Below are 22,058 nucleotides of genomic sequence, written 5' to 3'. Positions count from 1 at the left end.
CACTTCTTAATGCGTATGCTCTCCTCCGCCCTTCATTGCAGAAAGCAAATAAAATGCGCCTTTTGTTACAATTTTAGCATTGGTTGGAATATCATTTACAAACTTCACTTCAGTAAAACCTAAATCAGTTGTTCCTGGTATTACTTCTATGGCTTTAAAATGCACTTCTTCTTCGTGAGCTTCCTCCTTTTCACCTTCTTTGTGTTCGTGTTTTTCTTCTGCATGCCCTTCCTCCTGTACAAATACAAAATACTTATCAGCATTTTTAACCACAGCATCTTTTGGAAGCGCCGGAACAGTTGCATTTACAATATTGATATTCGCTGAAACATACATTCCCGGAATCAGGCCTTTTGCATCTGCAGGATCAATTTTAGCGTGGACTGCAACAGTTTTACTTTCGTTAGAAAAAGATTTATTTATTCCGAAAATCTTTCCTTTAATCGATTTATTGGATTGATTGGTTAAGACAAAATCAATTACCTGACCAATCGAAATGGAACCTAAATCTTTCTCATACACATTTAAATCCAAATGCATCTGACTGTTGTCAACGACTTCAAAAAGCGAAACTCCAGTGTTGGCAAAAGCGCCTTTGGCAATATTGATTTTCCCAACAAAACCATTTATAGGCGAAACAATTGGCACGACCGATGTTGTTCCTTTTGTATTGACATGCAAAGCATCTAGTTTGTTTTTTGCTGCTTGAGCACGAGCTCTTTCGGCAGCTAATTTGGCTTTTACTTCCTGAAAAGTTTTTCTCGGGTTGACATTTTCGTCGCTCAAAGTCTTCTGACGGTTATATTCTAACTGCAAATATTCCACATTAGCAACAGCCGACTGGTAATCTTCCTGCATCCCGATAACTTCAAGATTCTGAATCGTTGCTAAAACTTTCCCTTTGTTTACATATGTTCCTTCCAAAACAAAAATGTCTTTTACTGTTCCACCAATTAAAGTCGAAACCTCAGCTGAGTTTTGCGGAGGCACTGTCGTGTAACCATTGGCTTTGATGACTTTATTAAGGTTTCTATCTTCCACAGAACCTGTTTCAATTCCGACAGTTTTATATTGTGATTCTGTTAAAGCTACTTCTGTAGTTGACTTTTCTTCTTCCTGTGGTTCTTCGGCTTTCTTTTCGTTACAACTAATTAGGGTAACCGCAAAGAGCGCAAAGGTTCCGCAAAGAACGCTAAGTTTAATTTCCTTGCGAACTCCGCGTTTTTTCTTTGCGAACTTTGCGGTTAAATCTTCGGTCACACTTTTAAATATATTTTTCATGATTAATTGTTTTTGATGTTTGGGAATTGAAGTTCTATGGCACTTTGATTATAGCTGTGCGTTGCCTCGGCAAATTGTTTTTTAATATCAATCGCCTGATTTAGGAAGCTGATATAAGACCAATAACTCATATCGCCATTAGCATAACTTTTTTGTGCTGTTTCAATAATCTGATCGGCATAATGCAAGCCTTCATTTTGGAAATACGCTAAGTTTTTCTGCTGTTTTTTGAAGTTATTTTGTAATTCTTCTCGTTGAAGATTTAGCATCATTTTATTTTTATCTAAAGCCAATTGTGACTGCGAAATACTGATTTCGGCCGCTTTTGCTTTAGTAGTGTTAACACCTCCAAACAACGGAATCTGCAACCCTGCTGTAAAACCCTGAAACAAAGACTCTTTATCTATTGTCTGAGCAAAATATCCTAAACCAACTTTTGGCGTTCGCAAAGCTTTAAATGTTCCCACTTCTTTTTGATAAACCGAAATCTGCTGTTGATAAAAATCTGTCATCAGAGCTTCTGCTTTTGTGTTTTCCTGATTTTCTATAAAAGTATACTGTAAAGTTGTATTTGAATCTGGAACAATATTTTCATTTGTCTGGATGAAAAACTGCAATTGTTTCTGATAAATAGCCAAATCGTATTCTAACTGCGCTTTCTGCGTTTCAATTTCTTTTACTTTCGCTTTTGCACTGATAACTTCGATGTTTCCGCTTTCTCCTGTTTTAAAACGCAATTCGGCGTTCTTTAGAAATTTGGTATAAATATCATTCAATTCTGTATTGAGTTTCTGAATTGAAACGCCGTACAAATATTGATAATAAGCCAATGTAACCGCTTTTTCGATTTCATAAGAAGACAGCGCCTTTTGTTTTTCGGCCAGTTTTGCGAGTTCTTCCTGCAATTGCCTGTTGGCTTTTGTAATATTTCCTAATGGAAAAAACTGCTGTACCGAAACATTATGATCGTAATCTGCACTATTGAACTGACCTCCTTGATACTGCACCTGAAGCGGATCTGGTTGAAATGCTGCCTTTTTGAGAACGGTTTGTTTTTCGATTTCTTTATCGGCTATTTTTAAGTCGATGTTGTTTGATTTGGCGAGTTCTACTGCTTTTTCTAAACTGATAGTTTGCTGTGCAAATGTTGCTGTACTTGCCAATAGGAACGCGCTTAACCGCAAAGTTCGCAAAGGAAGCGCGAAGTTCGCAAAGGTTATTTTTCTTAGATTATATAGTAACTTTTTCATTTTCTTTTAATTTTTTTCTTTGTGTGCTTTGCGTAAATCTTAGCGCTCTTTGCGGTTAAATCTCTCCAGCAATAAATACAAAATCGGTAAAACGATTAAGGTTAACAAAGTTGCAGAGATTAATCCGCCGATTACTACCGTTGCTAAAGGTTTCTGTACTTCTGCACCTCCGCTTGTGGACAATGCCATTGGCAGAAATCCTAATGAAGCTACGGCTGCGGTCATTAAAACAGGACGCAAACGTGTTTTTGTTCCGATAAGGATTCTCTGAAACGGGTCTGAAATGCCTTCTGTTTTTAATTGATTGAAATACGAAATCAGTACGATTCCGTTTAGAACCGCAATTCCGAATAAAGCGATAAAACCAATTCCGGCAGAAATACTAAATGGCATTCCTCTCAGCGAAAGCGCAAAAACACCTCCAATAGCCGATAACGGAATTGCACTAAAAATCAGCAATGCTTGTTTGGCACTTTTAAAAGTAAAATATAGCAAAACCAAAATAAGCCCCAAAGCAATTGGAAGTGCTACAGAAAGCCTTTTCGATGCTTCAATCAGATTTTCAAATTGTCCGCCGTAAGTCACATAATAACCCGCAGGAAGTCTAAAGCTTTTATCCAATTTTGCTTGAATTTCTTCTACGACACTTTTAATATCTCTTCCGCGAACGTTTAATCCAACGGTAATTCTTCGTTTTCCGTCTTCGCGGATGACTTGTACAGGGCCTTGTTCGTATTCAACAGAAGCCACCTGAGAAAGCGGTACCTGCTGTCCGCTTGGAAGCGGAATAAACAAATTACTCACATCAGTAATATCACCGCGATTGTTTTCGTCCATTCTCACCACAACATCAAATCTTTTGCTTTCGTCATAAATCTTTCCAGCCACTTCTCCCGCAAAAGACGAACGGATAATTTGATTGATATCAGAAATATTCAATCCGTAAAGGGCAATTTTATCGTAATCGTATTTGATGGTAATTTGCGGTAATCCTGTTACTTTATCGGCTTTTAAATCGCCGATTCCTTCGATTCCTTTTATTTTCGAAATCAATTCTGTGGCTTTTGCATCTAGAATCTCCAAATCGTCACCAAAAATCTTGATGGCAATATCAGATCGGCTTCCCGTCATTAATTCGTTAAAACGCATCTGAATCGGCTGAGAGATTTCGATATTCGCTCCCGGAATAATTTCCATTTCTTCTTTCATGGCATTGGCCAGTTCTTCCCAATTACGATATTTGCCTCTCCACTCTTTTTTGTCTTTTAAAACAATAATCAAATCCCCACTTTCAATAGGCATCGGATCGGTTGGGATTTCACCGCTTCCAATTTTGGTTACAATGGTTTTAATTTCAGGGAATTTTGCTTTTAGAATCTGTTCGTACTTTGTAGTAGTTTCAACCATCTGCGTAAGCGAACTTCCTGTCATAATGGTTGCATTAATCGCCAAATCGCCTTCTTCGATTGTTGGAATAAATTCGCCTCCCATATTTTGAAAAACAATAAAAGCAAAAGCAAATAGTCCGACAGCAACAGAAAGCACTACTTTTTTAAATTCTAGCGCTTTTTTCAATAATGGCGTATAACGGCTTTCTAACCACGCAATCATACGGTCACTGAAATTTTCTTTATGCTCTGTTTTTTTCGAAAGAAACAAAGCACTCATCATGGGAATATAAGTCAACGAAAGAATAAATGCCCCTATAATTGCAAAACCAACTGTCATGGCCATTGGTTTGAACATTTTTCCTTCGGTTCCAATCAAAGCCAGAATTGGCAAATACACAATCAGAATTATAATTTCACCAAAAGCAGCACTATTTCTAATTTTTGAAGCCGAATTGTAAACCTCATCGTCCATTTCTTCCTGTGTCAATTCTTTTTTATTTTTGAATTTCTGGAGATGGTGCATCGTGGCTTCCACAATAATTACGGCACCGTCGACAATAATTCCGAAATCTATGGCACCGAGACTCATTAAGTTTCCGCTTACGCCAAAGGCATTCATTAAAATAACGGCAAACAGCATTGCCAGCGGAATAACAGAAGCGACAATCAATCCTGCACGGAGATTTCCTAAAAACAATATCAGAACAAAAATTACGATTAACGCTCCTTCTAATAAGTTCTTTGTAATAGTTCTAATAGAATTGTCAACGAGTTTTCCTCTATCAATAAAAGCTTCTGCAACAACTCCTTCTGGAAGGCTTTTGTTTATCTGCTCCATTTTTTCGTGCACACGATTAACGACTGCACTGGAGTTTTCTCCTTTGAGCATCAGCACCATTCCCGAAACAATTTCTCCTTTTCCGTCTTTTGTTGATGCTCCGTAACGTAAAGCAACACCCTCGCGCACCTGCGCTACATTGCGAACCAAAACTGGCGAACCGTTTCTGTTTTTCACCACTACATTTTCAAGGTCTTTTATCCCTTTTGCCATTCCTACTCCACGAATAAAATAAGTATATTGATCTTTTTCAATATAAGCTCCTCCCGTGTTTTGATTGTTTTTTTCTAAAGCATCAAAAATTTCGGTAATCGTAACACCAAGACTATTAAGCATATTTGGATTTACAGCTATTTCGAACTGTTTGAGTTTTCCTCCCCAAGTACTTACTTCTGCAACACCTTTAATTCCTTGCAGTTGCGGAATGATAATCCAATCTTGAATCGTACGCAATTCTATAGCGCTGTACTTGTTTTCATAACCTTTCTTGGCGTAAACATCATATTGGTAAATTTCTCCCAGTCCCGTAGAAATTGGTGCTAATTCTGGAGAATTTACATAATCTGGAATATTTTCTTCGGCTTCTTTTAAGCGTTGAAATATTTGCTCTCGAGCCCAATAAATATCAACATCTTCTTCAAAAACAACAGTTACAACTGATAATCCGAAACGGGAAATACTGCGGAGCTCTATCACGTCTGGAACTGTTTTTACTGCTCTTTCTAATGGATAAGTTATTAATTGTTCAACTTCCTGACTAGCCAATGTTGGCGCCGTTGTAATAATTTGAACTTGATTGTTGGTTACATCTGGTAACGCATCGAGCGGTAATTTTTTAAGCGAATAGCTTCCCCACGCTATAAGCGCAAGGGTAAATAATAGTATCACGAATTTGTTTCGTATACTAAACTGAATGATTTTATCTAACATTTGGATATATAATGACGTGAGAAATTAGACAAGTAAATTGCCTGTAAACATGTGGAAAGTCCACAACTCTCTCGCCCGTTTTCGATCTTTATCGAACAGGCACAATCATTATGCTATCTGAGGGGGCTGCCAAATACTTCCGTAGAAATTGGAAATAAAAACAGAATTATAACTTGGTAAAGCAATTGAAATTTGATTGTAAGTTTTAGGAAACTCAAAACTTACAGCAGAATGGTAACTTAAAACCTGTGCACCGCAACAATTGCAGGCACAAAAGGGAGAACATAAATCATTTGTTTTATCATGGGAATGATTGTCTTCTGAGGCAAACTGAGCTGTTTTATGCATAGCACTGTTTACTTCCATATCTGCGCATGGCATATTAGACAATGCCAACAGGTAAATTGATAATATGATTGTTATCCATTTCACAGCTGTAAAAATACAACTATTTTTTTAATTGGTAATTGATGATAGCAATTCCTAAAAGAAAAATACTGAAAAATAGCACTAAAATTATTTTTAAAGCATTTATCATTTTCTCATTTAATTTTTGTCGGAGGTAAGAAAATTTCGTTAACTTTAACACTAATTAACACATTCTTAAGCCTTAATCTTTAATTTACAAGAAAACCTATTTAGCATACAGATAAAAGATTCCCATAACAAACATTAGTACAATTTATTTTTCGCAGTCTATTAATTAATTTTAAATATTCTAATCAATGAAATGTAATACACTAATATCAGCCTCTTTATTATTTTTCAGCATGCAAATTTTCGGACAGGTTTATACCGATAAAATTGTAGGAGAAAAAAACCAAACGTTAAAAGATAGCCTTAAAACAGAAAAATATCCTTACGCACTTCCTATTTGGGGAGAAAAAGTAGCTCAAAAAGGATATAAACTTCCTTATTCTGCAGGAGTTTCTGTTAATTATTTTTGGCAGGAATCTGAAATTGTTATTAATGATTTAAATATTGGCTTTAACCATGGGCCTCAATATAACTTAGATGAAATTGTACGATTTGATAAATCAACCGTTGAAGCTGGCGCGCTTACTATAAGACCTGACATATGGCTGCTTCCTTTTTTAAATATTTATGGAATTTTTGGAAAAGCCAAAACGGCAACTAAAATTAATGCTGGTATTTGGGTACCAGACGCGGATAGCAATTGGTCTGAAATTGCAAATTTTAGCACCAAAGCCAATTTTGATGCTACTACATTTGGTATAGGTATGACGCCAACGATTGGTATTGGAGGTGGCTGGCTCGCTCTGGATATGAACATGGCTTGGACTGATATTAGTTCGCTGGATAAACCTGCTTTTTCCTATATTTTTGGTCCGAGATTAGGAAAAACATTTAAATTTAATAAACCGGATACAAATATAGCGGTTTGGGTTGGAGCTTTTAGAGTTCATATTTCTGGAGACACTAATGGAGATTTGCCATTATCTGATTTTATTGACATATCTACTGCACAAGCTAAAGTAGATAGTGGTCTTCAAAAAGTATCAGAAAACCAGACAAAAGTAGATGCCTGGTGGGACGGTTTAACACCTGCTGAACAAAAAAATCCTGTAAATATTGCCAAACATAACACTGCTGATCGTGCTTTAGATAGAGCGGGAACTTTCTTGGCAACTCTTGATGGAGCTTTAAGTACTGTAGGAGACTCATCTGTTCAATATTCGCTTCAAAAAAGACCTAAAGATATGTGGAACTTTATCATCGGGTCTCAATATCAATTCAGTAAACATATTATGTTTCGTGCCGAATGCGGTTTCTTAGGAAGTCGTACTCAAGTATTAGGAAGTTTACAATACCGTTTTGGACTGTAATTATCCATTTTTATGAAAAAGATTTTACTAATCGTTTTTACTTTCTCTTGTATTAGTTCAGCCCAATCCCAAGTTTTAATTTCCTTAATATTTGGAGACAAACTCAATTCGGAGTTTTTGGAATTTGGTTTGGAAGGCGGTGCTAATTTTTCTACCATTTCAAATATGGGATCTTCTGCTTTAAATCCAGGTTTTAATCTTGGTTTTTATTTCGATTTAAGGTCTAGAAAAAATCCTGCTTGGATGATCAATACTGGCGTAATTGTAAAATCGCCTATGGGAGCCAAGGATATACCTGTGTATTCTTTAAACGATGAAAACTTGGATAATACTTTTGCTGGCGGAAGTGTAAATCGTGAAATTCGCTATTTTAACGTTCCGATATTAATTAAATACCAATTCAAAAATAATATCTATTTAAAGGGCGGACCTCAATTTGGTCTGCTTGCCAAAGCGTTTGATGAGTTTAAAAACGAAATCAACAAAGACGATGTGGTTTACAAGAAAAACATTAGAGACCAAATTCATGTTATAGATGCCGGACTAGCATTTGGTGCCGGCTATCATATGAATGTTGGTCATGGTTTAAATATTACCGTTCAGTATTATTATGGTCTCGTTACTGTAATGAAAGGTGACGGTCCAAACAACCAATACAACAGATCTTTATATGTTACGGCAGGAATACCTATCGGAAAAGGTAAAGCGGCACAAAAAAGGGCAGAAAAAGAGGCTGAACTTAATAAAGTGGTTCTCCCAGAAGATGAGAAATAATATGTTTTTTTTAACCGAAAATATATTTCGCTCCTCTGGAGCTTTTGATTGTGCTTCTAATTATTTGCTATAAATATTTCGTCCCTCTGGGATTTATTCTAAATCACCCTAAACCTTAAAACTTTAATTACAAACCAAATACACTCACTAAAAGCTTCGGAGAAGCTAAATATTTATAGCATAATTTTACCTGTATTTGGAAAGCCCCAGAGGGATGACATTTCAATCAGCTGCAGGTTCTTGATTAATTCCTTTTATAAACTCAAGAATTTCTTCGGTACTTAAAACAAAGTCTGGAGCCGTATGCAAAATGGCATTATTGGGCATAAAAGGCATTTCTGCAGAAAGCGGATTTTGCACTACACTAATGCCTCCGGCAGTCTGAATTGCACGAAGCCCAACTGTCCCGTCTGAATTGGAGCCAGAAAGCAAAATTCCAACCAAATGCTCGCCATATATTTCTGCAGCAGACTCAAAAGAAACATCTATGCTCGGTCTGCTGTAATTTATTTTTTCTGAAGTGTCTAATGAAAGCGTTTCATTCTTCTCAAATAATAAATGATAATTGGAAGGCGCGATATAAATAAATCCTGTTTCAAGTTTTACTTTATCTTCTACTTCTTTTACTATTATCTGAGATTTTAAAGCGATTAAGTCTTCTAAGGTCTGTTCGTCTGAGTTTTTTCTGTGTACAACGATCACAACAGCAAATGAAACTGGTTTTTCTATAAAAGGCAAAATTTGTAATAATGCCTGTAAACTTCCTGCCGAACCGCCTATTATAACTACTTTACAATTTGTTATTCTTTTATTTTTCTCCATATTTTCTCTTTAGCAAATGGTTTGTATTTGGTTTGAGATATAGAATATTTTATCGTTTCTTTTGTTCCGAGTGCCAAAAAGCCCAAAACGGCGAGACTGTCATCAAATAAATTAACAACTCGTTTCTGCAGATTATTATCAAAATAAATTAAAACGTTACGGCACAAAATAAGGTCAAACTCATTAAATGAAGTGTCTGAAACCAGATTATGCTGTGAGAAAACCATTTTTTCAGATAGATTTTCATTAAACTTTGCATAGCCGTAATTGGCAATGTAATAATCCGAAAAATCTTCCTGTCCACCAGCATCACGATAATTATCGGCATAATCTTTTATCATTCTTAGTGGAAAAATACCACTTTTGGCTGTTTCCAGAACCGATGCGTTGATGTCTGTTGCATACAATAATGATTTATGAAGTAAACCTTCTTCTTTGAGCATAATGGCCATCGAATATACTTCTTCTCCCGTAGAACAGCCGGCATGCCAGATTCGGATAAAAGGTTTGGTTCCTAGTAAAGGAAGGATTTCTTTTCTAAGCGTTAGATAAAAAGACGGATCACGAAACATCTCGGTCACATTTACCGTGATTTCGTCAATCATTCTTTTACAATATTCTGGATCGGTACGAACTTTAGACAGAAATTCATGAAAATGTTTGAATCCATCCAAAGTAAATACCCTACTTACACGTCTTTTTAGTGATGCTCTGGAATAGCTCCCAAAATCAAAACCGTAATATTCGTAAACATCATTTATGAGGGTTTCTAGTTCAATATCTTCAATCATAATTCATTTAAATTTCTCCCAAGATCTGAAGTAATTTATCTACATCTACAGGTTTGGAGATGTATGCATCTGCTCCGGCTTTTAAACATTTTTCTTTATCTCCTGACATAGCTTGCGCTGTTACGGCAACTACGAAAGTATTCTCTTGCAACGGAATGGTTTTAATAAGCGGAATGGCCTCATAACCGTCCATTTCGGGCATCATCATATCTATCAAAACGGCATCTATTGAATTATCTTTTGCTAATATATTTAAGGCTTCTTCGGCACTTAGACAAGACAAACATTCATAAGATTTTGCTTTTAAGGTATTTACTAAAGCAAAAATATTTCTAGAATCGTCATCTACAATCAATACTTTTTTCTTTTCCATGTACAGTATTTTTAAGATTAGATTTTATCGTATAACCAAACTCGAAGCAGCGATAACAACTGATCGACATCGACCGGTTTTGTGATATAATCTGAAGCTCCCGCCTTAATACATTTCTCTCTATCGCCTGTCATAGCTTTGGCTGTTACCGCGATTACTGCTAAGTTAATAAATTTAGGATTGCTCCTAATTTTTTCTGCTGTTTCGTAACCGTCCATATTAGGCATCATCATATCTAACAATACGACATCTGTATCTGGATTTTCATCTAAAATTTTAATCGCTTCTTTTCCATCAAAAGCTGTAATTACAGTCATTTTAAAGGCTTCTAAAGCTTTAGAAAGCGAATAGATGTTTCGCACATCATCATCAACTATTAATACTTTTTTCTCAAACAAAATATTGTTTAACGAATTCAGTTTTTTACTGCTTTCTTTTCCTGCATTTCCCTCTTTCTTATTTTCTACTAAGTGAAGGAAAAGCGAAACCTCATCGAGCATTCTCTGATACGAATGTGCCGTTTTCACGATAATAGAATCGGCATATTTCTTAATTTTCAGTTCTTCTTTTATAGAAAGGCTTTTTCCCGTAAATACAATTACCGGTAGATTTTCTAAACCTGGACTTTTCTTAACGCCGTCTAGAATTTCGTACGCCTGCTTGTCTGGAATTCCCATATCCAGAATTACGCAATCTACTTCTTGTTTCCCTAAAGCTGACAAACCTGCTGAAACTTCGCTTTTTATTTCTGAGTTAATGTTGTAAGTCTCTAAGAAATATGCCAGTGCTTTTGCATGTTTCGGATTATCTTCAATAATTAAAACTTTCTGCGATTCTTTGTTTATAATATGCTCGATACGTTTAAAAACATCTGGAATTCGGTCAAAAGCAACCGGTTTATCTAAGAAATCTACAGCTCCTTTTAACAAACTTTCTTGTTTCAGTTTATGCGATGACATAATATGTACCGAAATATGTTTGGTATGAGAATGATTTTTCAGTTCTTCCAGAACCTGCCATCCGCTTTTTATTGGAAGTTCGATATCCAATAAAATTCCGATTGGTCTATAGATTAAAGCAAAATTTAAAGCATAATCGCCTCGTACTGCCACTACTCCTTTATACCCTTTTTTCTGAGTGAAAGCCAATAACGATTTTGCAAAATTAATGTCGTCTTCTACAATCAAAATGACTTTATCGCCTTCTACAATAGAATCTCTGTCATCTTCAATTTCTTGCGGAATAACTTCGCTGATGTATTTTGGTTTTTCCTGATCACTTTCGGTTGTTACTTCGATTTCTTCGGCATGCGGAATTTTGTTTACCGAAACTTTGTTGATGGCAAATCCTAACACTGGAAGACATAACGTAAACGTACTTCCTTCATTTACTTTACTATGAAGAATAATTTCTCCTCGCAATAATTTAGCCAATTCGCGGCTAATTGATAATCCTAAACCAGTTCCGCCATATTTACGTTTTGTCGAACCATCGGCTTGCTGAAATGCTTCAAAAATCAATGGTTGCTTTTCTAACGGAATTCCTATTCCAGTATCTTTTACAATAAAACAGATAATTTTATCATCGTCTGTGTCTACTTTTATTTCAAGAGAAACGATTCCTTTTTCGGTAAATTTAATCGCATTCGAAATCAGGTTTTTCAGAATCTGTTCCAAACGCATTTTATCTGTTTTAATGACAATTGGCGCATCTTTGGCAATAATTTCAAAATTAATTCCCTTTTCTTTCGCAACTAGATAAAACAAGTTATACAGGTTATCTGTAATTTCTTTAGTCGAAACATCCAAGAATTCCAGATCCATTTTTCCTGCTTCAATTTTAGATAAATCTAGAATTTCATCAATTAATCCTAACAAACTATTTCCTGAACTCTGAATTACTTTTGCAAATTCGATTTCTTCATTGTTCATCGTTTTATTGTTATTTTCAGACAATAAACGGCTCAACAATAAAATCGAATTCAACGGTGTTCTTAACTCATGCGACATATTGGCCAAAAACTCCGATTTGTAACGCGTAGTCAATTCTAAAGCTTCTGATTTCTTTTGGATTTCGGTGTTTTTTTCTTCCAATAAAACACTTCTTTCAGACAATTCTTCATTCGTTTGTTCTAATTCTTCCTGCTGCACGCGAAGTTCTTCTTCCGAAGCCTGCAATTTTTCGGTTTGCGCTTCTAATTCGGCATTTATTGCTTCCAATTCGCTGTGCTGAATCTGTAATTCTTCCGACTGCGATTTGGTCTCTTCCAAAAGTTCCATTACCCTTTTACGGTTCTGGGTTGCTTTAATCGCAATTCCGATATTATTTGCCACACTATTTAAGAATTCAAGTTGCAAAACAGAAAATCCGTAAATGCTAGCCAGTTCTACTGCTCCTTCAATCTTGAAATCCATTAATGGCAATGCTACAATATGCGTAGGTTTTATTTCTCCCAATGCATAATTGATCTGAATATCATCTGGAGAAAGAGTTTTTAATTCCAGCATTTTTCCAGAAACAATAGACTGGCCAATTAACCCCTCGCCTTTCTTGATTCTTTCTCTGTTTTTGCTCGGTATATAACTGTAACCTCCTGTAACTGTCAATTCCTCTCCATCAATCACATACAAAACGCCGGCACTGCTGTTGGTATATTGGCATAAAAACTCGATTACATCTTTAGATAATTTCTGGATTGTTTTTTCTCCCAGCATTTTATCATTTAAAGTTGCAACACCCGATTGAAGCCACTCTTTTTGAGATAATAATTCGAAAGAATCTTTTAATGAATCTTTCATATTATGAATAGATGCACCCAAAGCTCCTAAAGTATCTGCTTTTCTATCGTCTATCTGAACATCATAATTTCCTTTAGAAATTTGTGTTGCGATACCGCTTATTACTTCAAGTCTTTCAGCTGTTTCTTTATCCTTTCTCTCTAATTCCAGCTGCAATAAAGTTCTTTCGTTATAATCTTTAAGAATTCTGATTAAGAAAACAATAGAAATAAGAAAGGCAATAAAGAAAGCAACAGCAATTAAAGCCAAACTATAATTACCGTAACGTTCTGAATTTGAATTGCGCTCCTCTAAAAGTTTTTGTTCTGTATTTTCAACTTTTCTAACGATCGACTTAATTTCGTTCATCATTTTTCGACCTTCATTCAAATCGAAAATCAGTGTTTCTTTACTTAAACGTTTTTTTACAATCTGATTATTTAAATATTTAAAGAAACTGGAACGTTTGGTGCGTAGTTCTTCTAGTAATTTTTTCTGTGAAGGATTGTCAGATGTAAGTTCATCTAACTTATCAAAATAAGTATTTGATTTCGCTTCAGCATCATTAAAACGGTCCACAAACTGCTCATCGCCTGTAAGCAGATAACCTCTCATACTGGTCTGGGCTTCTGTAATAATTGATGAACCTTCGTTTAGGTTATAAATTACGTCCTGAGTATGGTTTACCCAAAAGTTACTGTTTAGTAAACTTTTAATACTGATAAAAGAGGCAACAGAACTAATCGTAAGTACAAGCAGTGATACTAGTGAACTGATTAATAAATTTCTTTTAAAATTACCATTCATATATTATAAATTATTTTTATTCGTATTTTAAAGGAAGAACAATGATAAAGCTTGCACCTTCTCCCACTTTACTTTTAGCCGTAATTAATCCGTTATGTTTTTCAATTATTTTCTTAGCAATTGCCAGTCCAATTCCTGTTCCTTCATAAGATTGACGATCGTTTAAACTTTGAAAGATAATAAAAATGCGATCAAGATAAATCTCATCAAAACCAATTCCGTTATCTTTTACAGTAATCCTGCAAAATTTTCCTTCTGGTGAAGTCGGACTTTCGATTGATTTTTCTAAAATAGTTTCCGAAGTAATTTCAATTACCGCTTTTTCTTCATTTCCAGAAAACTTCAAAGCGTTTCCAATTAGATTTTGAAAAACCTGACGCATCTGGCTTGGTATACTATCTATTGTTGGAAGTTCGTTGGTTTTTATTGTGGCATTTTTGCGTTCTATGAGATAATCAAAATCACCCAACACTTCCTGCAAAACAACATTTAAATCTGTTTTTTCGGGTTTTACCTGAGCAGAAAGCCTTGAATAAGCCAAAAGATCGGTAATCAAAGTTTGCATTCTTTCTGCCGATTTTATAGTTCGGTCTACATAATCTATTGCTTTGTCGTCTGCTTTTAAGTAAAGGTCTTTTATAATTTTAATGAAGATTTGGATTTTACGGATAGGCTCATTCAAATCGTGGGAAACAACCCAAGAAAATTGCTGTAATTCGTGATTTCGAAGTTCGAGTTCTTCATTTTTCTGAACCAGTTCTTTTGTTCTTTCAGCAATTTTGATTTCTAGATTATCTTGTGCTTCTTTTCTAATTTTTATTTCTTTAGAAAGCAGGTCTTTTATCGCTTTAAGTTCGTTTTGCTGTTCGTAGATTTTAATGAAGGTTTTTACTTTTAAAATCAGTAAATCGCTGTCTACAGGTTTCGTAATATATTCAACTGCGCCCGTTTCGTATCCTTTAAAGATGTATTTTTTCTCGGTATTGAGTGCCGAAAGAAAAATTACAGGAATATCTTTTGTCCGCTGATTTCCAGAAAGGATTTTTACCACTTCAAAGCCATCAAGTCCTGGCATTTGCACATCCATTATAATGAGGCAATAATCTGTTTTTAGAATTTTCTTTAGTGCCTCTTCACCAGATTCGGCACTATCAACATCGATATTATGCAGTTCTAATGTTTTCTTCAGGGCAATAATATTGGCCCTTATATCGTCTACAATTAATACCATGTCGGGAAGCTAAATCGGTTGTAAATCAAAATAATTAATTTAAAATAAAATATAAAAATTTTCCTATTTTTTTAATGAATTGCAAAATGAGCTGTTAAAAAATGATGCGGAAATTCTCAAATGTATAAAAAAATTAACGGTGACCTTTTTTATTTAAACCGTAAATAGTTACAAAATTCCCATCTTTTGCTGTCAATTAAGACCTATTGTATGATTGCTAGCTTATTAGAAATTTCTTATATTTTTGAAGTTTTTAGAAAATGAATGTATTTTCATACACGATTCGTCTTTTTTACTTTGATTGAGGCAAACAAAATTTCTTTTAAGACAAGTAAAATTTTAGTTATCAGTTAATTTAGATAACATACAAAAGCTAAAAAGAGAGAAATCATGAAAAAGAAACAAACATTTCCCGAACAAAAACAAAATCTTCCTGGCAATGAACACATGATGAATCCGGAGCCTGAAATTATACGAGAAAACTATGTTGGAAGTGGTAAATTATTAGGAAAAACGGCTTTTATTACAGGTGGTGACAGCGGTATCGGCCGAAGTGTTGCAGTACATTTTGCCCGAGAAGGCGCCAATATTGCTATTGTTTATTTAAAAGAAGATAAAGATGCACAGGAAACAAAAGCAATGATCGAGAAAGAAGGTCAGCAATGCCTTTTGTTAAGTGGAGATCTTAAAGATGAAAAGTTTTGCAAAAGTGCCATTAAAAAATGCCACACCACTTTTAAAAGCCTCAATATCATAGTAAATAATGCCGCAACTCAGTTTCCGCAAAGCGAGTTAGAAAAAATAACCGTTGCTCAGCTTCATAAAACCTTTGAAACCAATATTTATCCCTTCTTTTATATTACTAAAGCTGCACTTGCTTTCTTAAAAGAAGGCGATACTATTATCAATACAACTTCTGTAACCGCTTTCCGCGGAAGCGAACACTTAGCAGATTATGCCAGTACAAAGGGTGCAATTGTAAGCTTTACTCGATCTCTTTCTACCATGTTAGCAAAGAAGAAAATACGTGTAAATGGCGTTGCTCCAGGCCCAATCTGGACGCCTTTGATCGTGGCTAGTTTTGACAAATTATCTGATTTCGGAAAAGATAATCCGATGGAAAGAGCAGGTCAACCTTCTGAAGTTGCGCCTGCTTATGTTTTTCTTGCTTCAGAAGATAGCAGCTATATTACCGGGCAGTTTATTCATATAAATGGTGGAGAATTGGTTGGGTAAAAAGTTTCTAAGATCCTAAGTTTTTTTCTTTTTCAAGTAATTTCGAGGAACGAGAAATCTCACTCGGGATTCAACACAGATTGGAGAATTTACTTTGCCGAGCTTCTAGTATGATTCCTCGTTCCTCGGAATGATATATGAAACTTATAATGCATACAAAAGAAAAACCATAGCGTCTTAGAAACTCAGAACCTCAAAAAATAAAAAAATGAATTTTATTGATGCAATAGGACTTTTTGCGGGAGCATGTGTGACCATATCTACGGTTCCACAAATTCTAAAGGTTTGGAAAACCAAAAAAGTGAAGCAGATTTCGCTTAGAATGTTTGGTACGCTTACTTTCGGAATTGCGGTTTGGGTTGTCTATGGTATTCTGAAAAATGATCTTCCTATTATTATCACCAACAGTATTTCTCTGATTTTAAATCTTATAATGGTTTACTTTATTCTTTATTTCGAAAAAGAATAGCCAATAAAAAAACAGCTCGATCGAAGCTGTTTTTTTGAAAATGAAGAATATGGTATGCTTACTAGCTAGCTAATTTTTGGTTGTAAGGCTCTAATTCTAAATGGTATTTTCCCTTTAGTGTTCTTGCTTGCAAATTTCTTTTAAGATATAGAGCTGGCGCTATAATGTGCCCAAAACCGATATCTGACAGTTTCTTGATTTCAGTTAACTGTTTGAGAGCAAAATTTAGAATAGGCACAAAAGGAGTTAAATAATTATAACTATGTTGCGCAATCTCTAGTTCTAAAACTTCACGAAGAATACTTTTCATTAACACATAACGAAGTGCTCTTTGGTTTGTAATTTTTTTAAGTTCCTGAAATTTCTCTTCGATTTTGTGATTTTTATCTCCTATGTAAATGTAATTTCCAGAATTGCTCGTAAATATTTTTTTTACTTGGGAGACAAAATCAGTTGCTTGATTTTCGATTGTTGTTGGCATCCCAATTATTGAGAATTGAATCTGCTGATGACTTTGAAAATACAATACACTATTAATCGCAGAAGAATTGCTCAGAATACCCGATTGTTGTTTTTTAAGACAATTAGTTGCACCATAGGCACCAAAACTATGCAAAACATTTCCTTTCTCGCAATACGCAAAAAACACAGGTGAAAAGGGATTAGATTCGATGCTTAAACTAATCTCTTGATTGAAAGTCAAATCAAAACTTAGGTACGACATCTCTTTTTCAAAACGAACGCCAGAAATACTCCCTTTTGCCCATTTTGATTTAATTGTCAATTTGTATTCATTGGCATTCACTTTTAAGTTTCCGCCAAAACTTTCTTTCAGATTATTAAAAACAGCATCAAAGCTTCCAGTATTTATGTAAAGTTTTTTCATTATGATGGTTTTGGTTTATTGAAATGGCCAGTAATTTATTTACGAATAAAAACTAACCTTGGTTGCTAAATTTCTATAATCCAAATTTCGTTCATATTATCAGTCAATTCTTTATACAATTTTGGGGAGATATTTCATAATTTTTATTTTGAGGTGCATAGGTTTAGAGGAACAAAGGTTCATAGGTTTTCTTTGAAGCTTGTTTTGTCTAAACGTTTAGCACTAAGATTATAAAGCTTTGCACCTTTGTACCTTTGCACCTAACAAAAAAAAGCAGCTGCCTCAAATAAATTTGAAACAACTGCTCATCAGCAAAATAAAAATACCAATCTATTTTTATTCTTTTATGTTAATTCGTTTATGTCAGCATTTTTAGAATAATTGGCTTTCGGAATATCTTTAAAAAATTCGGCTTCTTCCAAATCTGCCATTGGACCATATCCTAACAAATGAGTTCCTTTTCCGCCGTCTTTAGTTTCTATTATATATAAAATGGACATATCGTCGGGATCACTCATGCCTTCATAACGATGATGCGCCACAATGAAAACATCTTCTGGCTTATAGGCTACTTTGCTTTCAGAATCTATCAAATGGTCTTTTTCGAATAAATAATTTACCGTATAACCTTCCTCCTGATATCTCTTTATATTGTCGGTTTCGTGTTTTGAATCTTCCCTTTTCATTGTTTTTTATTTTTAACTGTTATTCAAATTTCCGCATAGAAAAAAGATAAAATTAACTCTAACGATTTTAATCTTGCCTCATTCAAAAATCGCATTTCTAAGAAAATTTATTTTTTATTAATTTTAATAAAGCTTAATTCAAAACAAGAATTACTAACTTAATAGTAATGAAAATTAGCTCATTATCAAGAGATAAAATAAGATTTTAATGAATAACAACAATTATGACTTTTTAGCAAACGGAGGAGAAATGGGAGAACTTACCCGCGCCAAAAATTGGGGTAAAACAGCAGTTGGCCCCTTGGAATCATGGCCTCAAAGTCTTCGTACCACTTTAGGAATTCTTCTAAATTCTAAATTCCCAATGTTTTTATTTTGGGGACAAGATCATATTTGTTTTTACAATGACGCGTATCGTCCAAGTTTAGGAAACAATGGAAAACATCCTTCTATTCTTGGTGAAAAAGGCGCTGATTACTGGCCAGAAATCTGGGATTTTATAAAACCATTAATTGATCAGGTTTTAGACAAGGGCGAAGCTACATGGCATGAAGACCAATTGTTGCCGATTTTCAGAAATGGCAAAATGGAAGATGTATACTGGACATTTAGCTACAGTCCCGTAAATGATGAAAACGGAAAAACTAATGGTGTTTTGGTTATCTGTAACGAAACAACAGAGCAAGTACTGACTCGTAAAAAACTTGAAGAAAGCGAAAAGCGATTTAGAAATACAGTAAAACAATTGCCATTGGGAATCTGTCTTTTAAAAGGCCCAGACCTGATCGCTGAGATGGTTAATTCTACTTATCTTCATATTATTGACAAAGAAGAAAAAGACATTCTCCATAAACCCATTTTTGATTCGGTTCCAGAGGCAAAAGAAAAAGTTTTTCCGTTGCTGAAAAATGTTTTCGAAACTGGAATTGCCTATTTTACCGATGAACTTCCAGTAACTTTAAATCGCTATAACAAAGAAGAATTGGGCTATTTCAATCTTGTTTTTTATCCGTTAAAAGATGAAAATGATGTTATTGAAGGTGTCACTGTTGTGTCTTACGAAGTAACTGAAGAAGTAAAAGGAAGACATCTTTTAACTGAAAGCGAAAAAGCATTTAGAGAAATTGTAATGGACTCTCCTATTGCAATGGCGATATTTAGAGGAAAAGATTTTATTATCGAAATGGCCAATAAAGCCATGATGCATAATATCTGGCAAAAAGAAGAAAAAGACTGTATTGGCATACCGCTACTAGAAGTTTTCCCTGAGCTGAAAAACCAAAAATATCCCGAATTGCTGCTTGAAGTTTTGATTAATGGAAAAACAATCAGAGAAAATGAAGCCGTTGCTTATGTCGATATTGATGGGAAACTAAAAAAATTCTATCTCGATTATGAATATACTACACTTTACGAAAAGAATGGAACAGCCTCTGGTATTATGTGTACCGTTTATGATGTAACTGCTAAAGTTAAAGCCCGAAAAAAAATTGAAACTGCCGAAGAAAGAGCGAGACAAGCCGCCGAAATTGGTGAAATTGCAATGTGGGATCTGAATTTAAAAAACAAAAAATTAATTTACAGTGATAATATCCTAGACATTTTCGGTTTTGAGAAAAATACAAAAATACTACATCAGGACATTAGAAGCCGTATTCTTCCTGAAGATGAACATATTGTTGAAGATGCATTTGAAAAAGCTTTACAAACGAGTATTTACAAATACGAAGCCCGTGTCTTTAAACTAGATAACTCCATATCTTGGATTAAAGTGCATGGCAAAATATTTTTTGATGAAAATAATAAGCCTTCAAAAATGGTGGGAACCGTTATGGATGTTACTGTAGAAAAAGAAAGTCAGCAGGTTTTGTCTAAAAGTGAGAAAAAATTCAGGCTCCTTGCCGACTCTATTCCTCAGCTAATTTGGACAAGTGACACTTTGGGTAATCTGAATTATTTTAATGAAACTTTTTACACCTATTCTGGATTCAGAAAAGAAGAGATCGACAAAAATGGCTGGCTTCAGGTCGTACATCCAGATGACCGAGAGGAAAATGTAAAACTTTGGATGGAATCTGTCAAAACTGGTCACGAATTTCTTTTTGTGCATCGTTTTAAGCGATATGATGGCGAATACAGATGGCAACTCAGCCGTGCTATTCCGCAATTGGACGAATTTGGAAAAGTCCAAATGTGGGTTGGAACGAGCACCGATATAGAAGAACAAAAGAACATTACCAATAAGCTCGAAGAACAAATTATTGAACGTACAACGCAACTGGAACTAAAAAACAGAGATTTGGTTAACATGAATATAGAATTGCAATCGTTTGCTTATATCTCAAGTCATGATTTGCAGGAACCACTGCGAAAAATCCAAACTTTTGCCAGCCGACTAGCCGATTTAGATGAGCAGAATATTTCGGCAAATGCCAAATCTTATTTAGCTAGAATTGAGTTTTCGGCAAAAAAAATGCAGAACCTAATTCAAGATTTACTGACATATTCTCGCACCAATTCTGCCGATCGTGTTTTTACAACCGTTAAAATAAACGAAATTGCAGAAGAAGTAATTAGCGATTTTTCGGATCGAATTGAGGAAAAAAATGCCATTGTCGAATATCACGATTTAGGAGAAGCTATTCTCATTCAGTTTCAGTTTAGACAGTTGCTTCATAATTTAGTAGAAAATGCTTTGAAGTTTTCTCTGCCTGGCGTTGCTCCAATAGTAAAAATTTCGGTTACACAAGTTGATGGAAAAACGTTGCCTAATGCTGAATTTAAAGACAAAATGTACCATCATCTTCAAGTTTCGGATAACGGAATTGGTTTTGAATTAATTTATAAAGAAAAAATCTTTGAAGTCTTTCAGCGCTTAAATACTGAAAGCGAATACAAAGGAACTGGAATTGGCCTTGCTATTGTGAAAAAAATTGTTGAAAATCATAAAGGTTTTATAACAGTCACAAGCGAAAAAGGCAAAGGTTCTACTTTTAATATTTACATTCCCGATTTATCTGAAATCAGTATTTAAACACAAAATTGGATTGAGTTGGAATAAATTTTTTCCAATCAATTTGCATTGCGTGTTCTATAGATTTTATAATGTCATTCATTAAAACTGGCTTTGTAATAAAACAATTAGCTCCAAGATTACGGCATTTTTCGATAATTCCTGGTTCGCTTGAAGTAGAATAAATTACTACAGGAATATCTTTTTGATAATCTGAATTTCGCAGTTCTTCTAAAACATCAAATCCATTTTTTCCGGGCATATTTAAATCTAAAAAAACTACGTAAGGTGTTGCAGGTGTGTCCAAAATTGCATTTAAGAAATTTTGTCCTCCAGAATATGTTTGAAGTTTAATATTCTGAGGTATAGATTCTACTGCATCAGCAAAAATACACAAATCGTCTTCGTCGTCATCGGCATAGAATATAGTAAAATCTTTCATTGTACTTTCGGCTTAGAATTATAATCTTTCAAAGATAATGCAATTTTATGTAACAAACAGATTTTGAACTAATCCCTTACAAAATACACCAAATTGAAATCTCATAATTTATAAGTTTAATTATATAATTTGAAAAAGGACAAAAAGAGGCAACTTTACTTTTAGCTATTCAAATAAAAAGTAAAACATTATTTGTCAAGCAATTAATTATAAA

At 34.6% G+C, this 22,058-nt stretch carries 17 protein-coding genes; 5 read left to right on the top strand and 12 right to left on the bottom strand.

Annotated features, from left to right (window positions below; all coding sequences use genetic code 11):
• Positions 1–6 precede the first annotated feature (6 nt).
• The 4 genes from JI750_RS11555 to JI750_RS11540 form a co-directional block, all read right to left on the bottom strand.
• Complete coding sequence (locus JI750_RS11555) at positions 7–1,281, bottom strand: efflux RND transporter periplasmic adaptor subunit (protein WP_202001717.1); 1,275 nt, start codon at positions 1,279–1,281, stop codon at positions 7–9.
• 2 nt (positions 1,282–1,283) lie between these two features.
• A complete protein-coding gene (locus JI750_RS22245) occupies positions 1,284–2,531 on the bottom strand; it encodes a TolC family protein (protein ID WP_202001715.1) in 1,248 nt (415 codons plus the stop codon).
• A gap of 39 nt (positions 2,532–2,570) precedes the next feature.
• Entirely contained in the window at positions 2,571–5,690 is a 3,120-nt protein-coding gene (locus JI750_RS11545; RefSeq protein ID WP_202001713.1) for an efflux RND transporter permease subunit, read from the bottom strand.
• A gap of 108 nt (positions 5,691–5,798) precedes the next feature.
• A complete protein-coding gene (locus JI750_RS11540; RefSeq protein ID WP_111369621.1) occupies positions 5,799–6,122 on the bottom strand; it encodes a DUF6660 family protein in 324 nt (107 codons plus the stop codon).
• A 293-nt stretch (positions 6,123–6,415) separates the two neighbouring features.
• On the opposite strand from JI750_RS11540, the gene JI750_RS11535 reads away from it, so the two are divergent.
• Together JI750_RS11535 and JI750_RS11530 are read left to right on the top strand one after the other, a co-directional pair.
• The gene (locus JI750_RS11535) at positions 6,416–7,537 is read left to right on the top strand and encodes a hypothetical protein (RefSeq protein ID WP_202001710.1); all 1,122 of its coding nucleotides are present in this window, start codon (positions 6,416–6,418) and stop codon (positions 7,535–7,537) included.
• A gap of 12 nt (positions 7,538–7,549) precedes the next feature.
• Positions 7,550–8,311 (top strand): porin family protein, encoded by a 762-nt coding sequence (locus tag JI750_RS11530; protein WP_202001707.1) that lies wholly within the window; start codon positions 7,550–7,552, stop codon positions 8,309–8,311.
• Between the two features lie 222 nt (positions 8,312–8,533).
• On the opposite strand, the gene JI750_RS11525 is transcribed toward JI750_RS11530, so the two are convergent.
• Genes JI750_RS11525 through JI750_RS11505 form a run of 5 tightly spaced genes read right to left on the bottom strand, consistent with a single transcriptional unit; the run spans position 8,534 to position 15,112 of the window.
• Positions 8,534–9,133 (bottom strand): chemotaxis protein CheB, encoded by a 600-nt coding sequence (locus JI750_RS11525; RefSeq protein WP_202001704.1) that lies wholly within the window; start codon positions 9,131–9,133, stop codon positions 8,534–8,536.
• Positions 9,112–9,924, bottom strand: coding sequence for a CheR family methyltransferase (locus tag JI750_RS11520; protein ID WP_202001701.1), 813 nt, complete (start codon positions 9,922–9,924; stop codon positions 9,112–9,114). The genes JI750_RS11525 and JI750_RS11520 overlap by 22 nt, the downstream gene beginning before the upstream one ends.
• A gap of 7 nt (positions 9,925–9,931) precedes the next feature.
• Positions 9,932–10,297, bottom strand: coding sequence for a response regulator (locus JI750_RS11515; protein ID WP_202001699.1), 366 nt, complete (start codon positions 10,295–10,297; stop codon positions 9,932–9,934).
• A gap of 17 nt (positions 10,298–10,314) precedes the next feature.
• Entirely contained in the window at positions 10,315–13,881 is a 3,567-nt protein-coding gene (locus JI750_RS11510; RefSeq protein ID WP_202001697.1) for a response regulator, read from the bottom strand.
• A 16-nt stretch (positions 13,882–13,897) separates the two neighbouring features.
• A complete protein-coding gene (locus JI750_RS11505; protein WP_202001695.1) occupies positions 13,898–15,112 on the bottom strand; it encodes a hybrid sensor histidine kinase/response regulator in 1,215 nt (404 codons plus the stop codon).
• 390 nt (positions 15,113–15,502) lie between these two features.
• Between JI750_RS11505 and JI750_RS11500 the strand changes: the two genes are divergently transcribed.
• On the top strand, positions 15,503–16,348 hold the full coding sequence (locus JI750_RS11500; RefSeq protein WP_202001693.1) for an SDR family oxidoreductase: 846 nt from the start codon (positions 15,503–15,505) through the stop codon (positions 16,346–16,348).
• A 208-nt stretch (positions 16,349–16,556) separates the two neighbouring features.
• Positions 16,557–16,817 carry a SemiSWEET family sugar transporter gene (locus JI750_RS11495; protein ID WP_202001691.1) on the top strand — a complete coding sequence of 87 codons (261 nt, stop codon included), beginning with the start codon at positions 16,557–16,559 and terminating at the stop codon, positions 16,815–16,817.
• Positions 16,818–16,878: 61 nt separating this feature from the next.
• On the opposite strand, the gene JI750_RS11490 is transcribed toward JI750_RS11495, so the two are convergent.
• Together JI750_RS11490 and JI750_RS11485 are read right to left on the bottom strand one after the other, a co-directional pair.
• Positions 16,879–17,703: a hypothetical protein gene (locus JI750_RS11490; protein WP_202001689.1), complete on the bottom strand. Its 825-nt coding sequence runs from the start codon at positions 17,701–17,703 to the stop codon at positions 16,879–16,881.
• A gap of 344 nt (positions 17,704–18,047) precedes the next feature.
• Complete coding sequence (locus JI750_RS11485) at positions 18,048–18,389, bottom strand: hypothetical protein (RefSeq protein ID WP_202001686.1); 342 nt, start codon at positions 18,387–18,389, stop codon at positions 18,048–18,050.
• Positions 18,390–18,597: 208 nt separating this feature from the next.
• Here JI750_RS11485 and JI750_RS11480 point away from each other — a divergent pair, with 208 nt between their 5' ends.
• Positions 18,598–21,423 (top strand): PAS domain-containing sensor histidine kinase, encoded by a 2,826-nt coding sequence (locus JI750_RS11480; protein ID WP_202001684.1) that lies wholly within the window; start codon positions 18,598–18,600, stop codon positions 21,421–21,423.
• On the opposite strand, the gene JI750_RS11475 is transcribed toward JI750_RS11480, so the two are convergent.
• Positions 21,413–21,844 carry a response regulator gene (locus JI750_RS11475; RefSeq protein WP_202001682.1) on the bottom strand — a complete coding sequence of 144 codons (432 nt, stop codon included), beginning with the start codon at positions 21,842–21,844 and terminating at the stop codon, positions 21,413–21,415. The two genes, JI750_RS11480 and JI750_RS11475, sit on opposite strands and share 11 nt — an antisense overlap.
• Positions 21,845–22,058 lie beyond the last annotated feature (214 nt).

This window comes from Flavobacterium tagetis (assembly GCF_016735615.1).
Classification (GTDB): domain Bacteria; phylum Bacteroidota; class Bacteroidia; order Flavobacteriales; family Flavobacteriaceae; genus Flavobacterium; species Flavobacterium tagetis.
Note: the sequence above shows the minus strand (reverse complement) of the source record. Positions and strands in the feature narration are given on the sequence as shown.

Excerpts from the sequence above, each read along its gene's own strand:
- JI750_RS11555 (WP_202001717.1), bottom strand. The coding sequence starts at position 1,281 with ATGAAAAATATATTTAAAAGTGTGACCGAAGATTTAACCGCAAAGTTC.
- JI750_RS22245 (WP_202001715.1), bottom strand. The coding sequence starts at position 2,531 with ATGAAAAAGTTACTATATAATCTAAGAAAAATAACCTTTGCGAACTTC.
- JI750_RS11545 (WP_202001713.1), bottom strand. The coding sequence starts at position 5,690 with ATGTTAGATAAAATCATTCAGTTTAGTATACGAAACAAATTCGTGATA.
- JI750_RS11535 (WP_202001710.1), top strand. The coding sequence starts at position 6,416 with ATGAAATGTAATACACTAATATCAGCCTCTTTATTATTTTTCAGCATG.
- JI750_RS11530 (WP_202001707.1), top strand. The coding sequence starts at position 7,550 with ATGAAAAAGATTTTACTAATCGTTTTTACTTTCTCTTGTATTAGTTCA.
- JI750_RS11525 (WP_202001704.1), bottom strand. The coding sequence starts at position 9,133 with ATGGAGAAAAATAAAAGAATAACAAATTGTAAAGTAGTTATAATAGGC.
- JI750_RS11520 (WP_202001701.1), bottom strand. The coding sequence starts at position 9,924 with ATGATTGAAGATATTGAACTAGAAACCCTCATAAATGATGTTTACGAA.
- JI750_RS11515 (WP_202001699.1), bottom strand. The coding sequence starts at position 10,297 with ATGGAAAAGAAAAAAGTATTGATTGTAGATGACGATTCTAGAAATATT.
- JI750_RS11510 (WP_202001697.1), bottom strand. The coding sequence starts at position 13,881 with ATGAATGGTAATTTTAAAAGAAATTTATTAATCAGTTCACTAGTATCA.
- JI750_RS11505 (WP_202001695.1), bottom strand. The coding sequence starts at position 15,112 with ATGGTATTAATTGTAGACGATATAAGGGCCAATATTATTGCCCTGAAG.
- JI750_RS11500 (WP_202001693.1), top strand. The coding sequence starts at position 15,503 with ATGAAAAAGAAACAAACATTTCCCGAACAAAAACAAAATCTTCCTGGC.
- JI750_RS11495 (WP_202001691.1), top strand. The coding sequence starts at position 16,557 with ATGAATTTTATTGATGCAATAGGACTTTTTGCGGGAGCATGTGTGACC.
- JI750_RS11490 (WP_202001689.1), bottom strand. The coding sequence starts at position 17,703 with ATGAAAAAACTTTACATAAATACTGGAAGCTTTGATGCTGTTTTTAAT.
- JI750_RS11485 (WP_202001686.1), bottom strand. The coding sequence starts at position 18,389 with ATGAAAAGGGAAGATTCAAAACACGAAACCGACAATATAAAGAGATAT.
- JI750_RS11480 (WP_202001684.1), top strand. The coding sequence starts at position 18,598 with ATGAATAACAACAATTATGACTTTTTAGCAAACGGAGGAGAAATGGGA.
- JI750_RS11475 (WP_202001682.1), bottom strand. The coding sequence starts at position 21,844 with ATGAAAGATTTTACTATATTCTATGCCGATGACGACGAAGACGATTTG.